The following is a 15,409-nucleotide window of genomic DNA, read 5'->3' on the forward strand; positions in this document are numbered from 1 at the left end:
ACATGCAAAAAACAATTTTTACACTCCTGTTCATTTCTCTCCATCTCGTGATCTATCCTCAACAAGGCAGAAAAACCATCGATATGGACCATAGCTGGCAGTTTGCCAGAGGGACACACAAGGATGCTATCAATCCCAATTTCGATGACTCAGGCTGGCAGACGGTCAATGTGCCGCACGACTGGAGTATTCAGGGTCGGTATAACAGAAATAATCTTACCGGTCGCGGAGGCGGATACCTGCCTTCAGGTGACGGGTGGTACAGGAAATCATTTACACTGCCGGAAAGCGATAAAGGAAAAAAAGTGCTTATCGAATTTGATGGAATCATGGCCAACAGTGAAGTATATATAAACGGAGAACTGCTGGGCATATGGCCCTATGGATACACTTCTTTCCTCTATGATATGACCGGACATATACGGTTTGGGGAAAATGAGGCCAATATTCTGACAGTCCGGGCCAATAATATCGACCAGCCGGCATCACGCTGGTATACCGGGGCGGGGATATACCGCCACGTACGGATGATTGTAAAGGATCCGGTACATATCGCTCATAGGGGCGTGTTCGTTACTACACCCAAAGTAAGCAAATCAAGAGCTACCGTCAATGCAGCCATTCAGATAGACAATACTACGGACAGGAACAGAAGTGTAACCGTGCATTCTTCTATCATCGACAAAGAGGGTAAAACGGTGCGGACAGCTTCTTCCACCCAACGAATTGGCGCCAAAGCCTCTCAGCTTGTTGAACAGAACCTGCAGGTGAACGATCCGCTGCTTTGGGACACAAAAGACCCGCACATGTACCAGATGATAACCAGGGTATTGGACGGTAAGACACTGTTAGACGAGCAGGTGACCGACTTCGGTATCCGGAGCATCCGCTACAATGCCACGAAAGGATTTTTCCTGAACGATCAACCGCTGAAGATGTACGGTGCATGTATGCACCATGATGGAGGCGGTGTAGGAGCTGCTGTACCTTCTGCCGTGTGGGAATACCGTTTCAATAAACTGAAAGAGGCCGGTATCAATGCCATCCGTGTAGCACATAATCCAATGGCTCCCGAATTTTATGATATGTGTGACCGGATGGGGATCCTGGTGATGAACGAGAATTTCGATACCTGGGAATATGCCAAGAATGCGCATGACTATCACCTCTATTTCAACGAATGGTGGGAAAGAGATACCCGTGCAATGGTATTGCGGGACAGAAACCACCCGTCCATCGTACTTTACAGTGTTGGAAACGAGATACGTGATAACCTCAACAACGAGGACGGTTTCCGGAAGTATAAACAACAACAGGACCTGATTCACGAATTGGATTCCACCCGACCGGTCACCATGGCACTCTTCCGCCCCAACTCGTCGGGAGTGTATAAAAACGGATTTGCCGATATGATGGATGTGGTAGGCCAAAATTACCGTCCCGGGGAATTGTTGGAAGCACACAGACAGAATCCGGACAGGATTGTGATTGGCACGGAAAATATCCACGATCTGGAGAGTTACCTGACGCTACGCGATCACGAATTTATGTGTGGACAATTCTTATGGACCGGATTCGACTATCTGGGTGAAAACGTCTGGCCCAGGATATCATTCGGGACAGCACTTTTCGACAAGACCGGAGGATGGAACCGGGAAGGATTATTGCGAAAGGCATGGTGGGGCAGCGAACCGACCGTATCAGTAGTGCGCAGGTCCGACAATGCAGGGGCAGGCGAGTGGGTACATGACTGGACACCCCTTGACCCGGTAGCATACGACGAAGCCTTTCTGGAAATATATACCAATGCCGAAGAGGTGGAACTGTTTCTGAACGATGAATCTGTAGGGGTATTTAAACGTCCCGACAATCATGCACCGATTCCGGTGAAGGTGAACTACCGGAAAGGGGAATTGCGTGCCGAAGCAAGGACAGGCGAAAAGGTGGTTGCCACGGATGTGCAACGGACAGCAGGCTTCCCCTATAAGATCGTACTGACACCTCACAAGACAACCATCGGAAACGACTGGGAGGATGTCTCTATCGTACGTGCCGTGATCGTGGATGAAGATAGCGTGCGTTGCCCGAATGCTTTCCACCTGATAGAGTTCAACGTGGAAGGCGCCGGAGAGTTGATCGCAACCGACAGCGGGGATCAATATGGCCACGAGCCTTATATATCGAAAGAACGCTCTGCCCATATGGGGGAATGTGTCGCCATCATCAGGGCAAACCAGGACGAAGGAACAATCAAAATAACCGCCCGGGCGGAGGGGATAGAAGGAATAGCCTCTGCTGAGATCAGGGTAGAATGACAAAACTATACGCAATTCATATAAAACGAGAACAGTTTATAATGAAAATAATGAATTTATCAATATCAATGTTCATAACCATTTAAAATATCAGATATGAAGCGATATATGCTGATGTTAAGCCTGGCATTGCTTATGGGTTTTATCCTACCACCCGGGAATAAGACCAGAATATTTATAGCCGGTGATTCCACGGCCCAGACTTATAATGAAAAGAGAGACGGATTGATAAAAGGGTGGGGCCAGATGCTGGCATTGTATCTCAACGAAAATGTAGAAGTTGTGAACCACGCGGTCGGCGGACGGAGTACCAATAGCTTTATCAGGGAAGGCCGGTGGGACAGGCTTATTTCGGAGGTGAAAGCCGGTGACTATGTATTTATCCAATTTGGCCATAACGATGCTTCTACCCGTCCGGAGCGGCATACTTCCTACGAAGAATATGAACGAAATCTCACAAGAATGATCAATGACGTACGTGAAAAGCAGGCTACTCCCGTGCTGCTCACCTCCGTGGTAATGCGCACATTCGTCAACGGTCATCTGACGGATGACCGGCTGAAGGGGTATCCGGTAATCACACGAAGAGTAGCCAGGGAACAGGGTGTTTCTATGATCGATATTAACCTGAAAACCCGCGACTTTGTAACTATGCTTGGTGACGAAGATTCAAAACCATATTACAGGTGGGTGGAACCGGGCGTTGATCCAGTCAAACCTGAAGGATTACAAGATGATACTCATATGGTGGAGAAAGGTGCCAGACAAGTGGCCCAGTTTGTGGCAGAAGGGATCATGGAACTGAACCTGCCTAGGTTAAGTGGAAAATAGCTGCGTATAGTGGAAATCGATATATATGAAAGCAAATCATCCACAAAAAACAATATACAATGAAAACATATTGGTTTTGAGAAAAGACATAAAACAGGATATAGCAGAATGAAAAGAAAATTTGAACGGATTATGAATAAAAAAATGTGGGCATTGGTATTTTGTGTGATTCTGAGTTTGTCGTCTTTTGGAAACAACCTGTTTCCCGACGGCACACCGATTCCGGATTGGTTCAATCAAAATGAAATTGTCGACATCAACACTTTGGGAAAGCATTACCGGATTACAGATTATGGTGTGGTGGGCGACAGCGCACTGCTACAGACGGAAGCAATCCAATCGGTTATTGATCAGGCCCATCAAAACGGTGGTGGTGTGATAATCATTCCCAAAGGTGTTTTCCTGAGTGGTGCCCTCTTTTTCAAGCCGACAACCCATTTGTATCTGGAAAAAGATGCTGTATTAAAAGGAAGTGACGATATCAGTAATTTCCCGATTCTGCCGACAAGGATTGAAGGTCAAAACATCAATTATTTTGCTGCGCTCATCAACGCCGACAACATAAATGGATTCTCCATATCCGGTGAAGGCACGATAAATGGGAACGGATTACGCTATTGGAAATCGTTCTGGCTACGAAGACAAGTCAATCCCCAATGCACCAATATTGAAGAACTGAGACCCCGTCTTGTATATATATCCAATTGCAAAAACGTACAGATTGCAGGAGTAACTCTGGTGAACTCCCCTTTCTGGACAACCCATCTCTACAAATGTGAAAAAGTGAAACTCCTCAATCTGCATATATTCTCCCCCGAAAAACCGGTCAAGGCGCCAAGCACCGACGCGGTGGATATAGATGCCTGCACTTATGTTCATATTAAAGATTGCTACATGTCGGTAAACGATGATGCGGTCGCATTGAAAGGTGGAAAAGGACCGTTGGCCGATAAAGATGAAAATAACGGCGGGAACCGGAATATTATTATCGAAGATTGCACATACGGATTTTGCCATAGTGCTTTAACCTTCGGCAGTGAATCCCTACATAATCGCAACATTATCCTTCGCCATTGCCGGGTAGATCAGGCAAAACGCCTTCTTTGGCTGAAAATGCGCCCCGATACTCCCCAGAACTATGAATATGTCCGGGTGGAAGAGATCACAGGAAATGTAACCAGTTTCCTGTATATCAAACCCTGGACTCAGTTTTTTGATTTACAGGGACAAAAAGAAATGCCACTTTCTTATGGTAATAATATAACCATGCGCAATATCACGCTGAATTGCGACATATTTTTCGACGTAAGCAAATCAGACCAGTATATTCTATCTGATTTTACATTCGAGAATCTAAACATCCGGACAAAAACACCGGATATTTACAAAGAGTATATCTCAAATTTCCTCATAAAGGATGTACGAATCAATGGTAAAGAGTATCAATCGTTTATTCGGAGATAATAAATAATCCATTTTGAAAGAAATTATATAATGTAATAAGGTAAGAGTATAATTAAGGTATTTTTCTGACGGATAAATCTGATAACATAACTATTTTTTCAAATATTAAATATCATTATGTATTAGTTTTTCACTACAACTAATCTGACCGTTTTAATTATTAATCTAAATAAATGAGAGAATGAAATGAGAAGAAAAATTTTTAATCTGAAGTTAGGAATCTTGTCCACACTACTGTTTACATTTTCCTTTTTTGCTTTTTCACAGAATATCACTGTAAAAGGCAATGTTGTGGATAGTTCAGGAGAAGCATTGATCGGGGTAACCGTTCAGGTACAAGGTACCGCATCCGGAACCATTACCGATATAGAGGGTAATTTTTCTATCCCGAATGTACCCCCCAATGCCACATTAGAGGTGTCTTATGTGGGTATGCGCACCGAAACGGTCCCAGTAAACGGCCGGACTTCTATTGATATCATCCTCTCAGAGGATACGGAATTATTGGATGAACTGGTGGTGGTCGGTTATGGCACAATGCGCAAGAGCGACGTGACCGGAGCATTGGCGGTTGTATCAGCCAAGGAATTGTCAGCAAAACCGGTAACCAATGCTTTCGAAGCGTTGCAGGGTAAAGTGGCAGGACTGGATATCACATCTGCCCAACGACCCGGAGAATTAGGTACCATTCGTATTCGCGGAAACCGCTCTCTGAATGCAACCAATGATCCTCTTTATGTAGTGGACGGTGTTGTATTGAGTGCCGGTGGAATTGAAAGCATTAATCCGCGTGATATTGAAAGCATCAACGTTCTGAAAGATGCTTCTTCTACCGCCATTTACGGTTCACGTGGCGCCAACGGGGTAATCTTGGTAACTACCAAACGGGGCCGGGAGGGTTCTCTTCAACTGAACTATTCCGGTACATTTACATTTGAGAACATACATGATCTGGCGCCAACCATGAATGCCAGTGAATATATCACTTGGCGCCGTTGGGCACATCATAATGCAAATCCGTCCGAGTATACTCCGGGTAATCAACCCTCAAAAGCACAGGACGAAATATTTTTCGGTTCTCTCGACCAGACTTCTTATAATAACGTGATGAAAGGTTGGACAAACGGTAGCTGGGACGGCTCAAGAGTGACCAACACTGACTGGACCGATTTCGTCACCCAAGCAGGCATAACGCAGGAACACACTATCAGTGCAAGAGGTGGAACCGATAAAATCAAATCTTTCTTCTCCCTCGGATACCTGAATAATGAAGGGACACAAAAAGGGCAATCATATAACCGATACAATGCGACCATGTCCACGGATATTAATCCGACTAAATGGTTTAGCATTGGGGGTTCCATCAATACCTCTTGGAGTAACCAAAGTTATGGCTTTTCCCGCACTGGACAATCTTCCAATTCCGGACCTACCGAAATTTATGCTGCAGCAAAACAAATTTTCAATATGGCACTCCCTTATGATGATAATGAAGAGATCGTGCTGACACCCGGTAATCTGAACGGAGTATATACCGTTATAGATGAATGGAAAAAATCGGATGAACAGAGACAGACTTTGCGCGCATTAGGTAGTTTTTATGCAAATATCAATCTGGGCGAGATATGGAAACCACTGGAAGGATTAAATTTCAAAACCAATTTCGGGCCGGATTTCAGATATTACCGCAGGGGCATTTACATCGATAAAACATCGGCGGTACGCCAAGGAGGGACAAGTTACGCCTCATGGAACTACGACAGAAGGTTTGCTTGGGTATTAGACAATATAGTCACTTACAATAAAAAAATGAAGGATCATAGTTTTGACTTGACATTGCTACAATCTGCTTCAAAGAACGATCGTGAAGAAGCCAGCATGAGTGCGGAGAATATTCCCAAATCTAGTTTTAAATGGAATAACATGGGTTCTGTGGATATCACCAGCAGCGACGCAAGAGCCTCTATGGGCTCGAATTTAGTCCAGTCGCAACTGGCTTCATATATGGGACGCATCAATTATTCTTTTAGAGACAAGTATCTGTTGACTATTTCCGGACGTTATGACGGATCATCGGTACTAGCCGCGGGACATAAATGGGCTTTCTTTCCCAGCGCAGCGTTGGGTTGGCGTATGGATCAAGAGTCTTTTATGCAGAATATTACATGGCTGGAACAACTCAAACTACGCTTAGGGATGGGAATGACTGGAAACTCCGCTGTTAATCCATACGACACCTTGGGAAATATCCGTTCTTTCTATGTGCCTTTCGGCAGCACAGGCAATGTGTTGGCCTATGGAACCAACGAGCCTTACTATTTTTCGAGCGCCACATTGATGGCCAACCCCCTGTTGGAATGGGAAAAAACTACCCAATGGAACTTCGGTATTGATTTCACTTTCCTGAAAGGACGGATCGGCGGTGCTATCGATTTATACCAGTCCGACACAAAAGACCTGTTAATGAGAATGACTATTCCTACACTGACCGGTTATAATGAAATGATGGCCAACGTAGGTAAGACAAAAAACAGAGGTTTCGATATTTCACTGAATTTTGTGCCTGTCCAGACAAGAGACTTCAACTGGAACTCCACACTCAACCTGGCCTGGCAAAAAGAAGAGATCGTGGAATTAGCCAATGGCAAGAACGACATGGTCGATAACTCCTGGTTTATTGGACAATCCATCAGCGTTTACTACGGATATGAGCATGCGGGCCTGTGGCAGGAAGAGGATGCCGTCGAAATGGCAAAATTCAATGAAAAGGGTGAAAAATTCACAGCAGGTAGCGTAAGACCTGTCGATCAAAATGGCGATTACGTCATAGGATCTGAAGACCGGGTAGTTTTAGGCAATCGCAACCCCCGCTGGACTACGGGATGGGGTAATACCTTCAACTACAAAGGGCTCGAGCTGAATATTGAACTTTACGGACGTATGAACTATTGGGTTTCAACCGGCGGTGAAACTCAAAACGGTATTCCCAACCAACGTAAGATCAACTACTGGACTCCTGAAAACAGGAATGCCGAATGGCAAAAACCGGTTTATACTGGAACACCGGGTGTGGGAGGTGATGCATATTCCAGCCTATTGGGATTCAAAAAAGCTGCTTTTATTAAATTTAGAAATATCTCTTTGGGATATTTTCTCCCAAGAAATATCTGCGAACCGATCGGGATCAGCAGCTTAAAAGTTTTCACCCAATTACGTAACCCGGGGAATCTCTACTCTTCCATCGATTTTCTGGATCTGGATTATGGTACTTCTACATATTACAACAGGGGAATTACCCTCGGTGTTGAAATAGGATTTTAATTTATCAACTTACAGACAAAAGAAACAATAGTATGCAATATTTATACAATAAAATAACGATAGGGCTGATAGCACTATCTGCCATCGGCCTTTGGTCCTGCGGCGATGATTTCCTTCATGAGGAACAATCCACAGCCTATTCCACACAATATTTTGAAACGGAAGAAGGGCTCGCCGCCCTTGCGACCTCTCTCTATGGTAACATTCGCTGGCATTTCGGTTACGAATGGGCGTATGGTATTACCCTTTATGGCACGGATGAGTTCACCAACGGCGCCGACTTGACCAGCGAACCTTGGAATACCTACGATAATCGCCTGAACCCTTCAAACGCTACCGTTGGTACCGGTGCTGCCAATAACAACTGTCCTCCGGTAGATGGTTTATGGAATCAGATGTATTATGGCATCTCCTCGGCCAATTTAATAATAGCCAATTCAGAGAAAATATCTAACGAAGACATCCGTAATAAATCTTTGGGAGAAGCCTACTTCCTGCGAGGATATAACTACTACAGGTTATTTGCCCAATATGGCGGTGTGGTTCTCCAAACAGAACCCGTAATAGGCGTAGTCCGCAATTTCGAGCGTTCCAGTGCAGAAGAAACAATGGCACAGATCATCTCTGATTTTGAAAATGCATATAACTACCTTCCCACTACCAACTGGCGCGGTATGGGTACATGGACAAAATATGCAGCCACCCATTTCTGGGCGAAAGCATTGCTATTCCGCGCTTCAGAAAGGAACAGCGATTGGAATGCAAGCTATATAGACGCGGATCTGGCCAAATGTATCCAGCTTTGTGATGAGGTAATAACCGCCCGTCCGTTGGCAGGCGACTATTGGGATCTTTTCGCCCGTTGGACCGGAGTGGATAATCCCAACGAGGGGCTTCCCGAAATCCTGATGTCGGCCCAACATAATGCGGACTCGTCCACCAGAGGACGGTTCGGTAACCGTACCCACTCCTATTTCACCCCGCAGTTCAATACATTCAGCGGTGGTTGGGTGAGCCGCGGACCACATATCGGCGGACAGGATTTCCAACGCTGCCGTCCTACAGAATACAACTATTCTACCTACGACAATATCAATGATGCACGCTTGTGGAAATCATTCAGGACAGTGTATGGCGTAAATAACATAGTAAATAAGGAATTAAATGAATCATTTGGTGAAAATGCGGTTGATTTAGGAGACGAGGGAATTATTTTTATCCTGAATAAAAAAGATGATAACCGATTCGACGGTGAATCTTATGGTAGATTCGGACGTGCCGTTGAAGGTGGAAGTACTTTTATTAATCCTGAAACAGACAAATGGGTCCCAAATGCTTTCCCTTTATATCTGGAAGGAAGATATGTGTTGCCTGCTTATAATAGTAATGGTGATGCCACAAAGTCTAATGTGTTCTGCGGATTGAACAAAACACAAGATGGAACACGAACGGCAGAAGGAGGGGATTCCCATCGTGACGTGATCATGGCCCGTACCGGTGAAACCTATCTGGTAAAAGCCGAAGCACAAGTACGCCAAGGTAAATACCAGGAAGCTATTGCTACTATAAATCAACTCAGAGCACGCGCACAGTGGAAACCGGGTGAAGACAGGGAACTGTATGTGGATGGCTCTATTGCTTTTCCTTTGAGCAATTCTCTCCATTCATCTTCTACAAATTATTCCAAGAATGGCAAGACAGATAATTATGTAAACTGGTTCGCCAATTCCCATCCCGGATATGACGGAGGTAATCTGAAAGATGAGGCCGGCAATATTTATCTCAGCCGGAATACCTATTATCTCTCCACGGGTATTGACAAGACAACTGATCCCTCTTCTCTACAGATAAACAGTCCTTCCAACCTCCCCGAAGAAGATGAAGCAATCCTCTCTAAGTTGGGTGTGTCGAGTGAATATGAACGTATGCTGAACTTCATCTTTAACGAGCGTACCCGTGAACTGAATGGGGAATGGAATCGATGGGAAGAATTAAGCCGTACCGGATTATTGTTAAAACGAACCAAGGCATTCAATCCCGAAGCAGCCCGCAATATTTCAGACAGGCACATTCTCCGCCCGATACCTCAAACATTTATTGATGGATTAACGCAGGATAATGGCTCACCGCTCACGGAAGAGCAAAAGAAATCCCTCCAGAACCCAGGCTGGTGACTATTATTGCCTCTCTGAGCAAGATAATAAAAGATGGGGCCGTCTCAAAACGAGACGGCTCTTTTTTATATTAAGCGGCACAGGCTGATTTTTCTCTGATCATGATTTCAACCTAAATTACGCAATAGCCATTTTTTTGTTTGGATTCATGGGGAGAAAAAACTGGAATACGACTAAGATGTGGCACAATAGTTGGTTCTGGCGAACTACAAACCAGAAAGAAATCGACTATATCGAAGAAGGAGACGGACAAACCCAGGCATTTGAGTTCAAATGGAATCCTTCCGTCAAGTACAAAGCGCCTAAACAGGCGCTCAGAAAGTTATCCGGGTAGTATTTCTCTGTGGTCGCACCGGATAATATGGAAGAGTTTTTGTTGTGATGGCAGAATGATTATCACTTCCATTTTATAAGGAGAAGTAGTACCCTTTTTGGAGTAACTGGTCGTATTTCTCCTTGTTGAATTTATAATAAAAGGCTCCGCGTTTAGAAGTTGACTTATCTTTGTCACCCTGTTTCTCGAGTATATCCATTTCCAGTATCCTTTTACGAAAATTGCGTTTATCCAGTTTCGTCTGATAAATGGCTTCGTACAAAGATTGCAATTGCGGCAAGGTGAACTTTTCGGGGAGAAGATTAAAACCTAATGGCAGGATAGCCGCTTTTCTTCTCAGTATTTCAATAGTATCCTCCAGCATCTGATTATGGTCGAAGATCAATTTACCGACCTTATCCAGTTCCTCCCAACGGGCATTATGGATCTTGCACAATTCATCATCAAATAATTCAAGGTCTATGAGGGCATAATAAGCAACCGAGACCACACGTTCACCTTCGTCACGGTGGATATTCCCATATGTGCCCACCTGTTCCATATAAACATCCTTAATGCCGGTATATTCATATAGTACGCGCGAAACAGTATCCTCGAGGTTTTCGTCAGAACGCAGGAATCCTCCCATCAGGGTATCCTGATTTCTCAACGGCTCGAATTTTCGTTTCGAGATCAATAAATACAATTTCCCTTTTTTAAAGCCAAGTATTATACAATCGACCGATAGTAAAAACTTCTCTTGTTCTATATAAAACGGCGCCATTAAAAATATCTCCTTTTTTGCGCAAAGGTACAATATATTTCACCAAACTCCCCTATCCGGACATATGTAATACCCCTGCCTACGATTATCCTGAAAAGATCATCCTGATATAACAACCTTAATATGAGGTGAAAATGAGTATCTTTAATTTTATGTTTTTAAACATACAACTATAAGTGTGATCTCATACACTTATTGTTAACTTTGTCACAATAAATCTATTTCATTAAGCGAGAGAAAATAATAGTACTTTGTCATCATGAAGAAAATATTGATTATACTATTAACGGCCTGCCTGTTTGAGTATATTTCTGCTAACGATTTTACCATAGTGAGCCCGGACCGGAATTTGCAGGTCTCGGTTTTTCTGAAAGACGGGACTTTGCATTACAACGTAAACTATAAAGGAAAAGTCATTCTGGAAGACTCGCCTTTGGGAATGATCACCAATGTAAGTGATTTTAGTAAGGATCTGGTATTTGTAGAGAAAAGAGAACAGGTTGTCAGTAGGACATATACTGAACCTAAGATCAAGAAGAGCCGTGTGGAATATCTGGCAAATGAGGTTGTTAGCATATATGAAACGGCCCAAAAAGAAAAGATCAGTGTAACCTTCCATGTAAGCAATAACGACATCGCGTTCAAATATTCACTGGCGCGGAACGGTGAAACAGCCCGATGTATCATTGAAAAGGAGTTGACGGGATTCAAATTCCCGCAACACACGACCACGTTCCTTACGCCGCAGGCAACTCCCATGACCGGTTGGATGCGCACTAAACCGAGTTATGAAGAAGAATATGTGGCCGACGAGCCGGTCGGCACGCCCTCCAAATATGGCGCGGGGTACACCTTTCCCGGATTGTTCCATGTGGGGAGCAACGGGTGGGCATTGGTTTCCGAAACGGGAGTCGGAAGTTTGTACTGCGGCGCAAAACTCAGCGAAGGCTCCAAAGAGGGTCTTTACACCATTGCTTTCCCCGAAGAGGAGGAGAATAACGGTATCGGCAGCGCCAAACCGGTGATTTCCTTACCGGGAGAAACACCCTGGCGCACCATTACCGTGGGTGACAACCTGAAACCGATCGTCGAAACCACTATCGCATTCGATGTGGTAGAGCCGCTGTATGACCCTTCGCAAGCGTACTGGTTCGGACGCTCTACCTGGAGTTGGCTGCTCTGGCAGGACGGAAGTATCAACTACGAAGACCAGAAGACCTTTATCGATCTATCCTCTGCATTAGGATATGAATTGGTATTGATTGACAATTGGTGGGATACCCGCATCGGTCGCGAAAAAATTGAAAATCTGGCACAGTATGCCGCTTCTAAAAATGTGGGCATCTGCTTGTGGTATAATTCCAACGGCTTTTGGAGCGATGCGCCCCAGGGACCCAAAAACCGGATGAACACTTCCGTAGTCCGGAAGAAAGAGATGGCCTGGTTGAAAAGCATCGGGGCGAAAGGGATCAAGGTGGATTTCTTCGGCGGCGACAAGCAGGAAACCATGAAGTTATACGAAGATATCCTGTCGGATGCCAACGATTACGGCCTGGCAGTGATCTTCCATGGATGCACACTGCCCCGGGGGTGGGAACGGATGTATCCCAACTTCGCGGGAAGTGAGGCGGTGCTTGCTTCCGAGAACCTGATTTTCACGCAGCATGCTAATGACACCGAGGCCTACAATGCCACGCTGCATCCCTTTATCCGGAACAGCGTGGCATCCATGGACTTCGGCCCTGTTTTGCTGAATAAACGGCACAACCGCAATAACGATGGTGGAACCGAACGTAGGACAACAGAAACATTCCAGTTGGCCACAGCCGTACTGTTCCAAACGCCTGTGCAGAATTTCGGCATTACCCCCAACAACCTGACCGAATATCCCTCCTTCGTTATCGATTTTATGAAAGAAGTGCCCACTCTCTGGGATGAAACTGTGTTTGTCGACGGTTATCCCGGAAAGTATGTGGTAATGGCCCGTCGCAGCGGACATAAATGGTATGTGGCGGCCATCAACGCCGAAAAAGAAACAAAGAAGCTGAAAGTGACACTTCCGATGTTCCGGGATACGAAAGTGGATCTGTATTCCGATAGGAAAGACCGTTCACCGCAGTGGGAACAGGTGACTATCATCAAGGACGGGGAGATCACATTGGAAATACAACCCGAAGGCGGAGTAATACTGAGAAATTAAAGGAGTATTATGGGTATAGTAGAACCGGTCTGGTACCAGTATGTTAATGAACATGAAATACCGACAGCAGGGATTTTATCTGGCTCTCTACCGGTGGCGGATTGTTGCGGCAAAACAATTTCCAAGATCAAGAATAAAAATTTTCAATATTATGTTTTTAAACATACAAAAATAAGTGTATTTTATTACACTTATTATTAATTTTGCCGCAATAAGTTCAGAAAATCTATCGGCTTACCTTTTGCGGGTAACCTGATAAAAACGGGTTTTTAGTTTTGCATTATACATTCACTATCTAAGCTAAGTACAATCCATTCAATAGTTTTGATTGTCAGATGCATTAATATTCATATTATCAGCAAAATACAAACATACATAGTTTGAACAGATTTCAAATTAAGTACTTAAGATAAAAAAAGAGAAACATGAAACTAAAGAGAACTTTCTACGTTGTACTACTATCACTTATCGGTAGTAGTGTGTCTATCACGGCCCAGAACCGATTGATCATCGAAGCCGACCGCGGACAGAACACCATCAACCGGCATATCTACGGTCATTTTTCCGAACATCTGGGGCGCTGTATTTATGGCGGATATTGGGTGGGCGAAGACTCGCCAGTTCCCAATACCCGCGGCATCCGTGACGATGTGGTGCAGGCGCTGAAAGACATCCGTATTCCCAACCTGCGGTGGCCGGGTGGTTGCTTTGCCGACGAATATCACTGGATGGATGGTATAGGTCCCCGTGAAGATCGCCCTAAAATGATCAATACCCATTGGGGAGGCGTTGTGGAAGATAACAGTTTCGGTACCCACGAGTTTCTCGACCTGTGCGAACAACTCGACGCAGAACCTTATATCTGCGGGAATGTAGGTAGCGGCACCGTGGGGGAGATGTCAAAATGGATCGAATACATCACTTTCGATGGTGAAAGCCCAATGGCTAATTTGCGGCGCAAGAACGGTCGCGAAGAGCCCTGGAAAGTGAAATTCTGGGGTGTAGGTAACGAAAGCTGGGGCTGCGGCGGCAATATGACTCCCGACTACTATTCCGACCTGTATCGCCATTACGCCACCTATTGCCGCAATTACGGCGACAATCGTCTTTACCGGATTGCCTGCGGTGCTAACGGAGGTGATTATAACTGGACGGAAACTGTGATGAAAAACGCCGGCCACCATATGCAGGGTTTATCCTTACATTACTATACCGTACCCAGGGACTGGTCAAATAAAGGTTCGGCAACCAATTTTGATGAAAAGGAATATTTCGCTACTATCGAAAAAACATTGTTCATGGACGAGCTGATCACCCAACATTCGGATATCATGGACCGTTACGACCCGCAAAAGAGAGTAGGAATGATTATTGATGAATGGGGCACATGGTATGATGTGGAGCCCGGCACCAACCCTGGTTTTCTCTATCAGCAGAACACCTTGCGCGATGCCATCGTTGCGGGTATCAACCTGAACATTTTCAACAACCACAGTGAGCGGGTACAGATGGCGAATCTGGCACAGACGGTGAACGTGTTGCAGGCTGTGATACTCACCGACGAGGAAAAGATGATACTTACTCCCACCTATTGGGTGTTCCATCTCTTCAAGGTGCATCAGGATGCCACGCGTCTGCCCATATCCTTTGCCGGGAACAAATACCGTCAGGGAGACAAAGAGATAGACGCGGTAAGCGTTTCCGCTTCGAAAGATGCCGGAGGTAAAATTCATATCACATTGGTAAATGCCGATCCGAACAATGAACAACGTATCTCAACACAGTTGGTTGGAGCATCGGCAAAGAAGGTGAGTGGTAAAATGGTCACTTCCGCTAAGATAAACGATTACAATAGCTTCGAACAACCGTCTAAAGTAACGGTGAGCGACTTCAAAGGCGCTTCGCTCTCCAATAGCGGTCTTTCGGTGGTATTGCCACCTAAATCGGTGGTGATGATTGAGGTGGAATAATTACCAATTACCGATTACTAATTACTAATTACTAATT

Annotated in this window: 9 protein-coding genes; 8 read left to right on the top strand and 1 reads right to left on the bottom strand. The window is 44.9% G+C overall.

The window, feature by feature from the left end:
* Positions 1 to 2 precede the first annotated feature (2 nt).
* The 6 genes from D7D25_RS05495 to D7D25_RS05520 all read left to right on the top strand — a co-directional run bounded on the left by D7D25_RS05495 (position 3) and on the right by D7D25_RS05520 (position 10,439).
* Entirely contained in the window at positions 3 to 2,315 is a 2,313-nt protein-coding gene (locus tag D7D25_RS05495; protein WP_122967953.1) for a glycoside hydrolase family 2 TIM barrel-domain containing protein, read from the top strand.
* Between the two features lie 96 nt (positions 2,316 to 2,411).
* Positions 2,412 to 3,146, top strand: a complete 735-nt coding sequence (locus tag D7D25_RS05500; RefSeq protein ID WP_122967954.1) for a rhamnogalacturonan acetylesterase — start codon at positions 2,412 to 2,414, stop codon at positions 3,144 to 3,146.
* 144 nt (positions 3,147 to 3,290) lie between these two features.
* Complete coding sequence (locus tag D7D25_RS05505; RefSeq protein WP_255417209.1) at positions 3,291 to 4,610, top strand: glycoside hydrolase family 28 protein; 1,320 nt, start codon at positions 3,291 to 3,293, stop codon at positions 4,608 to 4,610.
* A gap of 186 nt (positions 4,611 to 4,796) precedes the next feature.
* Positions 4,797 to 7,931 carry a TonB-dependent receptor gene (locus tag D7D25_RS05510; protein WP_122967955.1) on the top strand — a complete coding sequence of 1,045 codons (3,135 nt, stop codon included), beginning with the start codon at positions 4,797 to 4,799 and terminating at the stop codon, positions 7,929 to 7,931.
* A gap of 32 nt (positions 7,932 to 7,963) precedes the next feature.
* On the top strand, positions 7,964 to 10,105 hold the full coding sequence (locus D7D25_RS05515) for a RagB/SusD family nutrient uptake outer membrane protein (protein WP_122967956.1): 2,142 nt from the start codon (positions 7,964 to 7,966) through the stop codon (positions 10,103 to 10,105).
* A gap of 178 nt (positions 10,106 to 10,283) precedes the next feature.
* Positions 10,284 to 10,439 (top strand): hypothetical protein, encoded by a 156-nt coding sequence (locus D7D25_RS05520; protein WP_185140220.1) that lies wholly within the window; start codon positions 10,284 to 10,286, stop codon positions 10,437 to 10,439.
* A 73-nt stretch (positions 10,440 to 10,512) separates the two neighbouring features.
* Here the strand turns inward: D7D25_RS05520 and D7D25_RS05525 are convergent, their stop codons facing one another.
* Positions 10,513 to 11,202: an NUDIX domain-containing protein gene (locus tag D7D25_RS05525; RefSeq protein WP_122967957.1), complete on the bottom strand. Its 690-nt coding sequence runs from the start codon at positions 11,200 to 11,202 to the stop codon at positions 10,513 to 10,515.
* 259 nt (positions 11,203 to 11,461) lie between these two features.
* Between D7D25_RS05525 and D7D25_RS05530 the strand changes: the two genes are divergently transcribed.
* Both D7D25_RS05530 and D7D25_RS05535 read left to right on the top strand, forming a co-directional pair.
* Entirely contained in the window at positions 11,462 to 13,402 is a 1,941-nt protein-coding gene (locus D7D25_RS05530; protein WP_122967958.1) for a glycoside hydrolase family 97 protein, read from the top strand.
* A gap of 425 nt (positions 13,403 to 13,827) precedes the next feature.
* Entirely contained in the window at positions 13,828 to 15,372 is a 1,545-nt protein-coding gene (locus D7D25_RS05535; protein ID WP_185140221.1) for an alpha-N-arabinofuranosidase, read from the top strand.
* Positions 15,373 to 15,409: the final 37 nt, after the last annotated feature.

The organism is Proteiniphilum sp. X52, from assembly GCF_003712195.1.
GTDB lineage: Bacteria > Bacteroidota > Bacteroidia > Bacteroidales > Dysgonomonadaceae > Proteiniphilum.

Bases quoted from the DNA above. Each gene is read 5' to 3' on its own strand.
- D7D25_RS05495 (WP_122967953.1), top strand. From the start codon at position 3: ATGCAAAAAACAATTTTTACACTCCTGTTCATTTCTCTCCATCTCGTG.
- D7D25_RS05500 (WP_122967954.1), top strand. From the start codon at position 2,412: ATGAAGCGATATATGCTGATGTTAAGCCTGGCATTGCTTATGGGTTTT.
- D7D25_RS05505 (WP_255417209.1), top strand. From the start codon at position 3,291: ATGTGGGCATTGGTATTTTGTGTGATTCTGAGTTTGTCGTCTTTTGGA.
- D7D25_RS05510 (WP_122967955.1), top strand. From the start codon at position 4,797: ATGAGAAGAAAAATTTTTAATCTGAAGTTAGGAATCTTGTCCACACTA.
- D7D25_RS05515 (WP_122967956.1), top strand. From the start codon at position 7,964: ATGCAATATTTATACAATAAAATAACGATAGGGCTGATAGCACTATCT.
- D7D25_RS05520 (WP_185140220.1), top strand. From the start codon at position 10,284: ATGTGGCACAATAGTTGGTTCTGGCGAACTACAAACCAGAAAGAAATC.
- D7D25_RS05525 (WP_122967957.1), bottom strand. From the start codon at position 11,202: ATGGCGCCGTTTTATATAGAACAAGAGAAGTTTTTACTATCGGTCGAT.
- D7D25_RS05530 (WP_122967958.1), top strand. From the start codon at position 11,462: ATGAAGAAAATATTGATTATACTATTAACGGCCTGCCTGTTTGAGTAT.
- D7D25_RS05535 (WP_185140221.1), top strand. From the start codon at position 13,828: ATGAAACTAAAGAGAACTTTCTACGTTGTACTACTATCACTTATCGGT.